We start from the raw sequence: 13,287 nt of genomic DNA, 5'->3' as shown, positions 1-13,287 counted from the left end.
AGGAGGAAAGCTGGTGCAGCACAGCACGACGGAGTGGCTGGTCGGTGCCGCGTTGGTGATGCGGGTGTTCGGGGGAGACGTCGTCCGGTGCGGCCGGCGCCTGCTGGCCGCCGCGGTGCGCACGGCCATCTCCGACATCAGCTCCGGAGCCCTGCGCCGTACCGGCGCGGCGGACGACACACGGTCCGAGGTGACCGGGTGAGCGAGGTCGGGACCGAGGAGACGGAGGAATCCGACGGGGCGATCGGCCTGCCGCGCCGACCCGCCCCGATGGTGGACTGGAGCCCCGCGCTCCACCAGGGCTACTGGGAGTTCCACGCGCGCTGGCACGACCACTTCTTCGAGTACGCCCATTTCGACCTGCGGTCCGAGGCGGCGGCCCTGACCGCGGTGGACACGACCTTCCACGACCTGATGCGGCAGTGGCCGCGCGTGTCCGTGATGGAGAAACCCGCCGCGTACGCCTGGACGGTCCTGAAGAAACGGATCATCGATCAGGGGCGCCGTCGTCGGCGGACGCCGATACCGGTCGACGACGGCGTGCTGGGCGGCCTGCTCGACGAACAGGTCGGCGGGGTCGACCCGTTCGACACGCTGGTCGAGAACATCGCCCTCCACGACGCCATCGGGCGCCTGCCGGAGCGGCAGCGCGAGGCGGTCACCCACTGCTACCTCCTCGGGCGCTCCACCACCGAGGCCGCCGAGATCCTCGACATCGACGCGGCCACGATCCGCTCCCATCTGCACCGCGCCAAGCGCCGGCTCGCCCGGGAGCTTCGCATTCCGATCACACCCACCGGAGACGGGAAGGCCAGCTCATGAGCGACACCCACGGGATCTTCCGGTCCGTGGAAGACGTCCTCGCCACGGCATCGGCCACCGCACCTCGCCCCCGCTCCGACGCGGCGGCCTCCCGGGCCCGGCTCCTGGCCCTGGCCGGAGCCGCACCCCGTCCTGACGACGCGGCAGATCCTCACGCCGACGAGACTCTGCCCGACGCGGACGACGCCCGCCGAGAGCTCGAAGCCCTGTGCGCGGGCGTCGTGCTCGCCCGCGAAGCCGGTGCCCGGCTCGCGGTCTTCGCCGAGCACGCCGGCGCCGACCCGGACGGAGCACTGGTCTTCGCCTGCCTCCTGCACCTCGCCGGCGACGGCGAGGGGGCGACCTTCTGGTGGCAGCTCGCCGCCGGCGCCGAGGTGGCACTCGCCGCCTCCTGCCTCTTCCTCGACCACACCCGGCGCGGGGAGTTCCACGACGCCGCGCTCTGGCTCCGGCGCCTGGACGAGGCGGGGAGCCGGTCGCCGGCCACGCCGGCCGGCCCGGTTCCGGCGCGCTCCACGACCCGCGCCACGCCTCCGGCCACGGGTACGGTGACGGACGCGGTGGCCGATGCCGTGGCGGATGCGGACCTCGTGTCCGCCCTGCGTCCGACCACGGAACCGGTCGTGCGCCCGGCCCCGGATGCGGTCGTACATCCGGACCTGGAGCCGATCGTGGATCCGGACCCGGATGCGGTCGTACATCCGACCCTGGAGCCGATCGTGGATCCGACCGTGCGGTCGGTCACGGATCCGGCCGTGCGGTCGGTCGTGGATCCGGTCGTGAGGTCGGTGGTGGATCCGGCCCCGAGGTCGGCCCGGGGGCCGATCGTGGGGGCGTCCGTGGCTCCCGTGGCGGGGGGCGCCGCCTCCCTCCTCACGCCTCGGGTACGGCGCGTGCTGGCGGGGGCCCGGCGCTGGGTGCGGCACCGCGAGCACGAGGACCTGGGGTCCGTCCCGACGGCCGGCCGCGCTCTCGCCAAGGAGGTCTTCGCGATCTCCCACCAGCCGGTTCCCTCCCGTCCCGGCGCCTGGATGGTCCCCCTTCCGCCGACGGTACGGCGTCGGCGACAGGCCCCTGCGGCACCGCCGTCGACGCCCGGCACCCCGGCGCCCGCCCGAACCGGGGCCCTGCGGGAACTGCCGCCCGGCCGCAGCACCGCTTTCTCCGCGCTGCCGATGCGGCACACCTCCCTCACCGCGCTCGCCCAGCAGACGCCGGCCGCGCCGCACGTCCCCGACCGGTGGGCGGCGGCGATGCGGGTCCTGGACGTCCTGCACGCGGTGCGCGCGGCTCGACGCCCGCTGAGCACGGGCGAGATCGCCGCCGCGGCCCGGCAGGACCGGGTACTGCTCGGCCCGCTCCTCGGCTGGCTGTGCCGACACCTGCTGCTCGCCCGGCTCGCCGACGGGTCCTTCACCGTCGGCCCCCTCTTCTCCCCCGCCCCGGCCGGCGACCGGGTGCTGCGCCACGACGCCCTCGAGCGGCTTCTGGGCGATCTGCGGGACACCGCCGGCGCCGCCGTCTACATCAGCCGCTACACCCACGGCGAGGTCGACGTCCAGCACTGCGCCGACGGACCGACGACCCCCGCCGTGGTCCCGTACGTCGACTTCAGGCTCGCCGCACACGCCAGCGCGGTCGGAAAGAGCCTCATGGCCCAACTCGGCTTCGCCGAACGGATGGACCACCTGGCCCGGCACCGACCGGTCCGGCTCACGCAGCGGACCATCACCAACCCTGCCACGTTGTTCCGCGTGCTCGACGGGCACGGGCCGCAGGCCAGCCAGTTCGACCTGCTGGAGTATTCGGACCGGGAGGTCTGCGCGGCGGTGCCGCTCACCCTGGACGCCCAACCCGCGTGCGTGGCCCTGTCGTTGCCCGCCCAGCACTTCCCCCGGTTGGTCCGGGCCGCCGACATCCTGTCCAACCGCTCGGGACTGCTCCTGCTCACCCTCCTCGCCGAACTCCCCGCCGATGCGGGCCCGGCGCCGACGGTGGACGGGACGCCCCCGGCCGCGGACCGGCCCGCCCCGGCGCCGTCCCCGGCGACCCGGGCCGGCCGCCCGGCCGCGTCCCTCGCCTCCGGCAGCCGCCCGGGCGGCCTGGTCGTCGCCTCCGGCATCCTCACCCCGGTGCCGGCAGCGGGGATCCCCGCGTTCCCGACGGGGCCGTGGTAGCCGTCCCTTGCCCGCCCACCCCGCCCGGTCCGGTCCGTGACCTGGGCGGGGAAGCGGCGGCGCCACGGCGTGGCCCCGTCATGGGGGCCGGTCGCGGTCCCGCACGGTGGCCGTTGCGGCGATTTTTCGCTCCGACGGCCCAGCGAGCCCGGTCCCGGATGGCGCAGCCCGTACCGCTGCCTCCTAGTGGTGTTCACGAACGCGCTCATCGGCGCGTCACGATCAAGGCACGGTGGACGCCGCACCAGGTGTCCACGGATGGAGCACCACTCATGACCCCCGACCCCTTCGACAGCAAACCGGCGGACGACGACACGGGGGCCCGGGACACCGCTCCAGGGCCCGACTCGCACCCCCACGCCCACTCCCACCCTTTCCGATCCCGCACCGCCCCTCCCGTCCCCGTCCCCGTCCCGGTCCTGGAGTCCATAGCGCCGGCCGCGCAGGCACCCGAGCAGTTCGGCTCGCCCCCCGGCCCCGCCATCGCGGAGCAGGCCGAGAAGGGCGAGCAGGACGAGAGGGGCGAGCACGGCGAGCAGCTCCAGCAGGACGAGCAGGCCCGGCAGGACGAGCAGGACGAGCAGGACGAGCAGGGCGAGCACGGCGACGAGGCGATCCGCACCCTGCTCTGGACGGCGGCGACCGAACGGCCGGTGACGGAGGTCGCGGCGCTGGTCGCCCGGCTCACGGAGTCGGGTGAGCTGTCCAGCCCCGCCGACGTGGCCCTGCGTGCCGCCGCCGTGTCCCGTCCGCTCGACGAGGTGCGGCAACTGGTGGTCCTGCTCAACGAGTCGGGGTACGACCTCCGTCAGGCGGAGACCACGCTGCGCGCGGCGGCCGTCGGCCGTCCGATCGAGGACGTCGTGGCGCTGGTGGGCATCATCGGTGCCGACGGCAGCAGTTGGCGGGGCGCGGGCGGCGGCGCCACGAACTCCGCGCCGTCCACGACCGAGACGGGAGGGCCCGCGCGGCCGCCCGCCTCCACGGCAGGGGCTTCGAAGAAGCGGCGCCGGGGGCCGGTGAAGTCGTCGAGGTCGCCGCTGGACCACGCGCTCGCCGCGGGTCCGGGCAGTCACGCTCCGTCACCCGCCGTGCGTTCGGTGCTGCGCTGGCCGGCGGCGGCGGCGCTGTTCGTGTGCGGCCTGATCCATCTGCCGACGGACGTGGAGGGCCTGCGCGCGGGCGGCAACACCGCCGTCCTGTCGATCGTGGTCACCGCCTTCTGCCTGCTGTGCGGCATGTGGCTGGCGGCACGGGACAGCGCGATCGTCTGGGCCGCGACGGCGGCGGGCACGATCGGGCTCATCGGCCTCCATGTCGTCGCCGGCGCCCGCACGGTCGACGTGCTGCACAGCAGCCTCGGCGCGCGGTTCGCCTGGGCGCAGGCGCTGGCCGTCCTGAGCTGCGCGGCGGTGGTCGCGCTGGCGGCTGCGGCACTGCTCCGTCACACGAGGCCCACGGGCGCCGCCGACGGCACCTGACCGCCCGCCGCCCCCTCCGGCGGCGCGGGGCGAGGGAGGGCACCGGGTCCCGCACCGTACGGGACCCGGTGCCCTCGATCGCACGCCCCCACCCCCGTACTCCGCGCGGCAGCGACGCCACTTCGCGGGGGTACGGGACCGGCCGGCGGCACAACCGATTCCGCATGACCGGTGCGCAGGGGCTTATTCCAGTGCATGCTGTGCATCATGAGGCGTCGAGTTCCTGTTTGGAGGCCGAACGAGTGCGCGGCGGCAACGGGCGACGGCGTCTGACCAGGCGCGTCTCCTCCACGAGGAGCGGCGCGGCGCACCGCTGGGCCGGGGCCCGCGGGCGGCGCGGCAAGGGCGTCGGCGGTGGGGATCCCCTCGACCGGCTGACGACGCGCGGCCGCCTCGCCTGGCTGAATTCCGCCGCCTCACGCATCGGCACCACGCTGGACCTGGAGCGCACCGCCCAGGAGCTCGCCCAGTTCACCGTGCCCGGTTTCGCCGACGGCGCCGCCGTGGACATCCTGGAGAGCGTCCTACGGGGCGACGAGGGTGCGCGGTGGACGGGCACGGGTCTTCCCACGATGCGGGCGACCGCGCTGTCCGCCGTCGAGGAGCTGGCCACCCTGGAGCCGACTCCGGTGGGCGAGACCTTCGTCCGCGACGAGGAGCATCACGAGACGCTGCTGCACCGCTACTGTCTGCGGCAGGGCAGGCCGGTGCTGGTGAGCCGGATGGGGGACGACGACTTCCTGAGGGTGGCGCCGACCGCGAGCGCCGCGACGAAGATGAGGGCCGCCGGCGTCCACAGCTATCTGGCGGTGCCGCTCATCGCCCGCGGGCTGCTGATCGGCACCGTCGACTTCGTCCGCGGTCCGGGCTCGCCGCCGTTCTCCCGTACGGATCAGGCGCTGGCGGAGCAGCTGGCCTCCCAGGCCGCCGTGTTCCTCGACAACGCCCGGTTGTACGGGCGGGAGCGCGAGCACGTCGTCTCGTTGCAGCGCACCCTGCTGCCGCGCGCGACCCCGGTCACGCCCGGACTGCGCGTGCACGCCGAGTACGCCCCCTCGGCGGCCCACCACGGGGCCGGCGGGGACTGGTACGACGTGATGGCCCTGCCCGGGGGCCGGACGGCCCTCATGGTGGGTGACGTGATGGGGCACGGGCTGCCGGCGGCCGCCACCATGGGCCGCCTCCGGGCGGTCGCCCGCACCCTGATGACGCTGGACATGGCTCCGGAACGCGTGCTGGCCCGCCTCGACCTCGCCACCCGCGACCTGGAGGACGAGCAGGTCGCCACCTTCCTGTGCGCCGTCCACGACCCCGCGGACTCGACCTGCACCATGGCCCTCGCCGGGCACCTGCCCCCGCTCCTCCTCGACGGGCGGGGCTCCGCCGAGTTCGTCGACGTTCCGATCGGCGCGCCGCTGGGGGCGGGGGTCATCCCGTACGACCCGGTGCGCCTGACGGTGCCGGACGGCGGCAGCCTGGTCATGTACACCGACGGCCTCATCAAGTCCCGGCAGGCGGACCTGAGCGAGCAGCTGGAGCTGCTGCGCTCGGTGGCGAGGGACCTGCCGCCGGACGCCCTCCACGGCGGCGGCCTGGTGGAGTACGCCCCCGCGGGCGAGGCCCGCTTCGACGAGGCCGTGCTGCTCACCGCGACGAGCGCGGAGGGCTTCCGGGACGACCTGTGCGTGTGGCCGCTGCCGCAGGACGGCCGCGCCGCGTCCGCGGCCCGGCACCTGGTCAGGGAACAGCTCGTCGCGTGGGACCTGGAGGAGCTGGCCGACGTGTGCGAGCTCGTCGTCTCCGAACTCGTCGGCAACGCCCTCCGCTACGGCAACGGGCCCGGCGCGCTGCGTCTGCTGCGTGGGGACCGCCTCCTCGTGGAGGTCTCGGACACCGGCCCCGACCTGCCTCAGATCCAGCACGCGGACCTCAGCGACGAGGGCGGCCGCGGACTCCAGCTCGTCAACATGCTCTGCCGGCGCTGGGGCTCCTGCCGCACCGCGACCGGCAAGGTGGTCTGGGCGGAACAGAACATGCCCTCCTGACCGTCCCGTGTGCCCCATGCGGCCGTCGTCGGGCCGGGAGCGGCGCGGGTCCCCCCGGTCGAGGGGACGGGACCGCTCGCCGGGTCCGGCTCAGTGCGTCCGCCGGGGCGTGTCGGACAGCCCTGCGCGGTGACGGCGGAGCGGAGCGCGGGCGCGGGCTTACCGAGGCGTGGGGGGCGTGGTCCGAGGGCGGAGGCACGGCAGCCCACCGAATGAATCGACTTCGATTCGTTTCGTGTTCTGGGTCACGCCGGATCGTTCTGGGTCACGACGGATCGCCGGTGCGACCCCGTCAAGATCCCTCCGTCCGACGGACCGCCCGACCGCCCGACCGCCCGACCGACTGACCGACCGACCGACCGACGGACCGACCGACCGACGGACCGACCGACCGACGGGCCGACCGACGGGCGGACGGATCGAGCGGACGATACGTTTCCGGTATGGAGACGGACGTCGACGCGTTCCTGCGTCGCCTGGCTCAAGAGCTCCGACCGCGGGCCCACCAGTCGGCCGACCTCCTGCTGCGCCGCATGCGCGGCGAGCTCGCCGGACTGCGGGAGCACGCGGATCTCGACGCCCTCACGGCGCAGGAGACGGCCGACCACGTGACCGCCTTCCTGGACATGATCGAACAGGGACTCCCCGCGACCGAGGTCACGCTCCCCCCGCGGGCCCCGGAGATAGCCCGCGAGTTCGCCCGGCGCGGAGTGCCCCTCAGTGAGCTCCTCCGGGCCTACCGGCTCGGCCACATCACCCTCCTGGAGGAGATCCAGGCCCAGGCCGCACGGCTCACCGACGACTGGCGGCTGATCAACCGCGCCACGATGCGCCTGGTGGTGACGGCGTTCGCGTACGTGGACCGAGGCTCGGAACAGGTCGTCGCCGCCTACGAGGAGGAGCGTGAACGCCGGCTGCAACGGCGGCTCGCGATGACCGACGAGGCGAGCCGGCGCATCGGGAGCACCCTCGACATCGCCCGTACCGCCCTGGAACTGGCCCAGGTCGGCACCAAGGACTTCGCCGACCTCGTCACCGTCGACCTCCTCGTCTCCGCGCTCCACGAGGACGGCGCACCGCACCTGCCCGCCGCCGAACCGTCACTGCGCCGCGTGGCCCAGCGAGCCGCCGACGACCGGCCCCTTCCCGCCCCAGCAGACCGGACGCACGCCTTCCCTGCGGACTCGGAGCCGGCTCGGGCCCTGAGCACGGGACAGCCCCTGCTGCACCAGGCAGCGAACTCCCCCGCCCCCGCACCGTGGGTTCCGGCCGCGGACCCCGACGGCCCCGACGACGCCACCGGTTCCCACTCGGTCCTGCTGGTCCCCCTCCAGGCCCGCGGGAACACCTTGGGCCTCGTCCAGTTCTTCCGCGACCGGACCGCGGCGCCGTTCGACGACGACGACCTCCTCCTGGCCCAGGAGATCGCTGCCAGGGCCGCGGTGTCGATCGACAACGCCCGCCAGTACACGCACGAGCGGCTGACCGCGCTCACCCTCCAGCGCAGCCTGCTGCCCCGGCACGCGGCGGACCAGTCGGCGGTGCTGACCGCCTCCCGCTACCTGCCCAGCGGCTCCCGCGCGGGCGTCGGCGGCGACTGGTACGACGTGATCCCGCTGTCCGGGGCCCGCGTCGCCCTCGTCGTGGGCGACGTCGTCGGCCGCGGCCTGCACGCGGCGGCCACCATGGGCCGTCTGCGCACGGCCGTCCGCGCCTTCGCCGACATCGACCTGATGCCCGACGAACTGCTCACCCACCTCGACGACGTGGTGATCCGGCTCCAGCGCGAGGAGGGACGGGACGACGGAGAGATCAGCGCCACCTGCCTCTACGCGGTCTACGACCCGGTCCCCCGCGTGTGCGCGCTCGCCAGCGCCGGACACGTGCTGCCGGCGGTGCGCACCGCCGCGGCATCGGGCGCCGGGGGCTCCGTCCCGCCCTCGGTCCGGTTCCCGGACGTGCCGATCGGCCCACCCCTCGGTCTGGGCGGGCTGCCGTTCGAGACGGCCCAGTTCGAGCTCCCCGAGGGCAGCCTCCTCGCCCTGTTCACCGACGGCCTGATCGAGAGCCGGACGCACGACGTGGACACGGCTCGCGCGGTGCTGAGCGACGTCCTCGCCCAGAGCCCGGAGGACCCCGAAACGGTCTGCGACCGGTTGTTGTCCAGGTTGCTGCCCGACCGGCCGGCGGACGACGTCGCCCTCCTGGTCGCCCGCACGCGGGCGCTCGACCCGGGGCACGTCGCCACAGTCGACCTGCCGTCCGACCCGGCGGCCGTCGCCGGGGCCCGCGCCTTCGCCTCCGAGCGGCTCGGCGCCTGGGGTCTCGACGAGCTGTCCTTCACCACGGAACTCGTGGTGAGCGAACTCGTGACGAACGCGATCCGCTACGGCAAGCCACCCGTCCACCTGCGGCTGATCCTCCAGGCCACGCTGACCTGCGAGGTATTCGACGCCAGCAGCACCGCACCGCACCTGCGCCGCGCCCTCACCTCCGACGAGGGCGGCCGGGGCCTGCTGCTGGTCGCCCAGCTGGCCGAGCGCTGGGGCACCCGGCACACCCGGGAGGGCAAGGTCATCTGGGCCGAGCAGGCCCTTCCCCCTGCCTGATCCACGGGCCCGGCCCCGTACGCGGCCGCTGCCGTAGGCTGGCCGGGCAGCTGGTTCGCCCCGTCCTCCAGGCGGGAGCGTCGCAAGAGGGAACCCGGTGGGAATCCGGGACTGCCCCGCAGCGGTGAGCGGGAACGACCGCCGTCATACGCACTGGCCCCGGACGGGGCTGGGAAGCGACGGCCAGTAGGTGTCCTCCGTCAGGAGTGGCGTGCCCGCGAGTCCGAAGACCTGCCCGCTGCCCGTACGACGGCGATCCCCGCCGTGCGGAACCGCCCTGCCGCGACTCGCGAAGGAGAGTTGACGTGGCCGATCCCACCGTCACCAGCCCAGCCCGTACGACGAAGACGCCGGACGACTCCCGGGTCGTCCTGGCCCACATCATGAGCGACCACGACACCAACCTGTACGGGACCATCCACGGCGGCGTGATGATGAAGCTCATCGACGACGCCGCCGCGGCCGCCGCCGGACGCCACGCGGACGGTCCGGCCGTCACCGTGTCGGTCGACCGGATGAGCTTCCTGGCTCCCGTGCGGGCCGGAGACCTGCTCAGCGTCGAGGCCGGGCTCGAAAGGGCCGGGCGGACCTCCATGACGGTCGGGGTCCGGGTCACCGCGGAGCGGTGGAACAACTCCGGACCGGCCACCGAGGTCGCGACCGCGTTCCTCACCTTCGTCGCGATCGACGCCGACGGCACCCCGCGCCCCGTTCCCGCGCTCGACGTCGTACGGCCCGGTCGGTCCTGACTCCACGGCGGGGGGGCACGAACGTGCGGTGACGGTGCGGGCGGCCCCCCAGGGACCGCTGCCCGTCGGGCGCGCCCCGGCGAGCGAGCCGGTGAGCACGTCTGCGAGCGAGCTCGGTGGCGGCAGCCTGGACGGGGATCCGGCCGGGCGCGGCGGGCGCACCGTGAAGGTGGGCCCGGCCGGTCGCGCCTCCGTGGGCACCGCCGGTACGCGCACGCCTCGGGGAGCCCGGCGCGACATCGGAGGTCCGTCGTCCGCCCCACGCGTGCCGGGATCAACGGCTCCGGCCGTCGTCAGTCCCGACCGGCAGGACGCAGTTCGCGTTCGAGGGCCGACAGGGCGAACGCGTGTGCGGAGGCCCGCTGCCAGCGGGGCCGTCCGAACATCACGTCCTCGGAGAGCCCGCTGAGCAGGGCGATGGCCCGAATGGTGAACTCGGAGAGGTCCACGTCGGCGAAGTGCCCCAGTTCCCGTCCCTCACGAAGGATGGCCTCCAGGCGCTCGTCCCAGCCGTCCAGCAGCTCCGTGAGGATCTGTCGGCCTGCCTCGTCGTGGCGCTGGGCCAGGACCTGCGTCCACAGCGCGTAGCGTTCGTCGCCCTGGTGCTGGGGCAGGTAGAAGCGGACGAACAGGTCCAGCTTCTCGACGGGGGACGCGGCCTCGTCGACGGCCTGCTGGAACCGGGACCAGAGGTCGGCTTGGCTCCAGGCGAGGACTTCGAGCAGGAGCCTGTCCTTCTTGCCGAAGTGGTAGAGGATGTGCCCGGTGCTCATGCCGGCCCGCGCGGCGATGTCCGACATCCGCAGGGCCGCCGTGCCCTTCTCGGCGATGACGCTGATGGCGGCCTGCATGGCCCGCCCCCGCGCCTCGTCCCCGCTGGGCTGACGTCTCCTGTCCGTCGGGACCCGCGCCGCAGGCCGCGAGGCGGCGCCGGTCCCGACGCCCGCCGACCCGGTCACGCCCTTCGACGGGGGGAGGCGGTCGGGCAGCGCGGGCCCGGTCTCTGACGTCGGCATGAGCTCACCTTCGGTTCCGGAAATCCAGGTCCCAGTCTAGATTCCGGAAACCTAGACTCTTACTCTAGACTGAAAATCTAGTTAGAACGATGGGGTGTGTGACGGCCCGCTGGTAGCGGCCGCCCCGACGGCCAGTGGCCCGCCTGCCCCACCCACCACCCAGGAGACACCCACATGACGCGCGGATTCGATGTCGTGGAGACCTGTATCGCCGACCTGCGCGCAGCGCTGGAGAAGGGCGAGACGACCGCGGTCGAGCTGCTCGACGCCTACCTCGCGCGGATCGACGCGTACGACCGGCCCGGTACGCCCACCGCTCTGAACGCGATGGTCGTGATGAACCCGCAGGCCCGCGCGGAGGCGGAGGCCTCCGACGCCCGTCGCGCCCGCGGCGAGACCCTCGGACCGCTGGACGGCATCCCGTACACCGCGAAGGACAGCTACCTCGCCCAGGGGCTCACGGCCGCGTCCGGCTCCCCGGCGTTCGAGCACCTCGTCGCCCAGCGCGACGCCTTCGCCATCGAGCGGCTGCGCGCGGGCGGCGCGGTCCTGATCGGCCTGACCAACATGCCGCCGATGGCGAACGGCGGCATGCAGCGCGGCGTGTACGGCCGCGCGGAGAGCCCGTACAGCGCCGACTGGCTCACCAGCGCCTACGGCTCCGGCTCCTCCAACGGCTCCGGCACGGCGACGGCGGCGTCCTTCGGCGCGTTCGGCCTCGGCGAGGAGACCTGGTCCTCGGGCCGCGCCCCCGCCTCGAACAACGCCCTGTGCGCCTACACCCCCAGCCGAGGCGTGATCTCGGTCCGCGGCAACTGGCCGCTCGTGCCGACCATGGACGTCGTGGTCCCGCACACCCGCACCATGGCCGACCTGTTCGAACTGCTCGACGTCATCGTCGCCGACGACCCGGACACGCGCGGGGACCTGTGGCGCGCACAGCCGTGGGTGACCCTGCCCGCACCGTCGCAGGTGCGCCCCGCCTCCTACCCGGCCCTCGCGCCCGCCGACGCCGTGGCGGCATCCGCGGCGCTCGCCGGCAAGCGCGTCGGCGTGCCCCGGATGTACATCAACGCCGACCCCGACGCCGGAACGAACCCCGAGGGAGGCATCGGCGGCCAGACCGGGCAGCGCATCGACACGCGCCCCTCGGTGATCGCCCTGTGGGAGGCCGCCCGCCGCGACCTGGAGGCCGCCGGAGCCGAGGTGGTCGAGGTCGACTTCCCCGTGGTCTCCCACTACGAGTCCGACCGCCCCGGAGCGCCCTCGCTGCTCACCCGCGGACTGGTCAGCCTCGAGTACCTCACCTTCGAGATCGAGGACCTGTCCGCCTGGGCCTGGGACGACTTCCTGCGCGCCAACGGCGATCCGGCTCTCTCCACCCTGGCCGACGTCGACGGTGACCGTATCTGGCCCAAGCAGGAGGGCGAACTGCCCGACCGGTACGCCGGCTTCGACGACACGATCGGCGACTACCCCCGCTTCGTGCGCGAGCGCCCGTACGCCTCCCTCACCGACATGCCGCACCTCGAGCAGGGGCTGCGCGGGCTGGAGGAGACGCGCCGCGTCGACCTGGAGCTGTGGATGGACGGACTGGGCCTGGACGCGGTGGTCTTCCCCGCGGTGGCCGACGTGGGCCCCGCGGACATGGACGTCAACGTGGAGTCGGCGGACCTCGGCTGGCGCAACGGCGTCTGGGTCGCCAACGGCAACCTGGTCCCCCGCCACCTCGGCATCCCGACGGTGACCGTGCCCATGGGCACCATGGCGGACACGGGCATGCCCGTCGGGCTGACCTTCGCGGGCCGCGCCTACGACGACAACGCCCTGCTGTCCCTCGCGGCGGCCTTCGAGAAGACCGGCAGTCGGCGCACGGTGCCGCCGCGCACGCCGCGCCTGTCGGCGGAGTGACCTGAGGGGAGTCCTCGTCGGCGCGCTCGACGAACCGCGCGTCGGGCACTCCGGCGACCTCGCGCCGGCCCTCCGGGTCTCGGCGCCGGAGCGGTGAGCGATGGGCCGCATCGTCGGCCGACCGCTCCAGATCGGGGTCGGCCGGCGCGAGCGTGCCGGCCCGGGTCGTCATCGAGGTCGCCGCACTCTCCACGCCCGAGCACCGGCGGACCGCCGTACTCCGGGCCGCTCGCGCGTCGCGCCCCCGCCCCCGACCCGGCACCTGACGGTCCGCACCACGCCCCTCGCACACCCGGAGGACGCGCACCGCGTGGACTCCTTCGCGATGTTCTGCGGCGGCGTCGGAGACGGGCATGAGGACGTCGCCTTCCGCGAGAAGCACGCCCCGCGCTTCTCGCGGAAGGCCCCCACGATGCCACCCTTCTCTGCAGACTGGCTCGACACGCCCACGTCCTGAAATCCGGCCTGACGCACCTC

General features: G+C 74.1%; 8 protein-coding genes, 1 pseudogene and 1 riboswitch. Of the genes and pseudogenes, 8 read left to right on the top strand and 1 reads right to left on the bottom strand.

Annotated features, from left to right (window positions below; genetic code table 11):
• Positions 1–13 precede the first annotated feature (13 nt).
• From AB0M16_RS05455 to AB0M16_RS05425, 7 genes and pseudogenes are all read left to right on the top strand, one after another.
• Positions 14–202, top strand: a complete 189-nt coding sequence (locus AB0M16_RS05455) for a hypothetical protein (RefSeq protein ID WP_365339010.1) — start codon at positions 14–16, stop codon at positions 200–202.
• Positions 199–822, top strand: a complete 624-nt coding sequence (locus AB0M16_RS05450) for a sigma-70 family RNA polymerase sigma factor (protein ID WP_365339008.1) — start codon at positions 199–201, stop codon at positions 820–822. Before AB0M16_RS05455 ends, AB0M16_RS05450 begins: the two co-directional genes overlap by 4 nt.
• Positions 819–2,999, top strand: a complete 2,181-nt coding sequence (locus tag AB0M16_RS05445) for an IclR family transcriptional regulator C-terminal domain-containing protein (protein ID WP_365339006.1) — start codon at positions 819–821, stop codon at positions 2,997–2,999. The genes AB0M16_RS05450 and AB0M16_RS05445 overlap by 4 nt, the downstream gene beginning before the upstream one ends.
• 272 nt (positions 3,000–3,271) lie before the next feature.
• On the top strand, positions 3,272–4,480 hold the full coding sequence (locus tag AB0M16_RS05440; RefSeq protein WP_365339004.1) for a hypothetical protein: 1,209 nt from the start codon (positions 3,272–3,274) through the stop codon (positions 4,478–4,480).
• Positions 4,481–4,722: 242 nt separating this feature from the next.
• Positions 4,723–6,525, top strand: a complete 1,803-nt coding sequence (locus AB0M16_RS05435; RefSeq protein WP_365339475.1) for a SpoIIE family protein phosphatase — start codon at positions 4,723–4,725, stop codon at positions 6,523–6,525.
• A gap of 443 nt (positions 6,526–6,968) precedes the next feature.
• Complete coding sequence (locus AB0M16_RS05430; protein WP_365339002.1) at positions 6,969–9,134, top strand: SpoIIE family protein phosphatase; 2,166 nt, start codon at positions 6,969–6,971, stop codon at positions 9,132–9,134.
• Between the two features lie 34 nt (positions 9,135–9,168).
• Positions 9,169–9,388: riboswitch (cobalamin riboswitch) on the top strand.
• A 129-nt stretch (positions 9,389–9,517) separates the two neighbouring features.
• A pseudogene (locus AB0M16_RS05425) lies at positions 9,518–9,856 on the top strand (acyl-CoA thioesterase); the annotation flags it as partial.
• Positions 9,857–10,176: 320 nt separating this feature from the next.
• On the opposite strand, the gene AB0M16_RS05420 reads toward AB0M16_RS05425, so the two are convergent.
• Positions 10,177–10,899 carry a TetR/AcrR family transcriptional regulator gene (locus AB0M16_RS05420; protein WP_365339000.1) on the bottom strand — a complete coding sequence of 241 codons (723 nt, stop codon included), beginning with the start codon at positions 10,897–10,899 and terminating at the stop codon, positions 10,177–10,179.
• Positions 10,900–11,073: 174 nt separating this feature from the next.
• Between AB0M16_RS05420 and AB0M16_RS05415 the strand changes: the two genes are divergently transcribed.
• On the top strand, positions 11,074–12,810 hold the full coding sequence (locus tag AB0M16_RS05415; protein ID WP_365338998.1) for an amidase: 1,737 nt from the start codon (positions 11,074–11,076) through the stop codon (positions 12,808–12,810).
• Positions 12,811–13,287 lie beyond the last annotated feature (477 nt).

The sequence above is a fragment of the Streptomyces sp. NPDC051921 genome (assembly GCF_040680975.1).
In the GTDB taxonomy this organism is placed as follows: Bacteria; Actinomycetota; Actinomycetes; order Streptomycetales; family Streptomycetaceae; genus Streptomyces.
This window is presented reverse-complemented; position numbering and strand designations above follow the sequence as displayed.

Coding starts and splice junctions, on each gene's coding strand:
- AB0M16_RS05415 (WP_365338998.1), top strand. CDS start 11,074: ATGACGCGCGGATTCGATGTCGTGGAGACCTGTATCGCCGACCTGCGC.
- AB0M16_RS05445 (WP_365339006.1), top strand. CDS start 819: ATGAGCGACACCCACGGGATCTTCCGGTCCGTGGAAGACGTCCTCGCC.
- AB0M16_RS05420 (WP_365339000.1), bottom strand. CDS start 10,899: ATGCCGACGTCAGAGACCGGGCCCGCGCTGCCCGACCGCCTCCCCCCG.
- AB0M16_RS05430 (WP_365339002.1), top strand. CDS start 6,969: ATGGAGACGGACGTCGACGCGTTCCTGCGTCGCCTGGCTCAAGAGCTC.
- AB0M16_RS05440 (WP_365339004.1), top strand. CDS start 3,272: ATGACCCCCGACCCCTTCGACAGCAAACCGGCGGACGACGACACGGGG.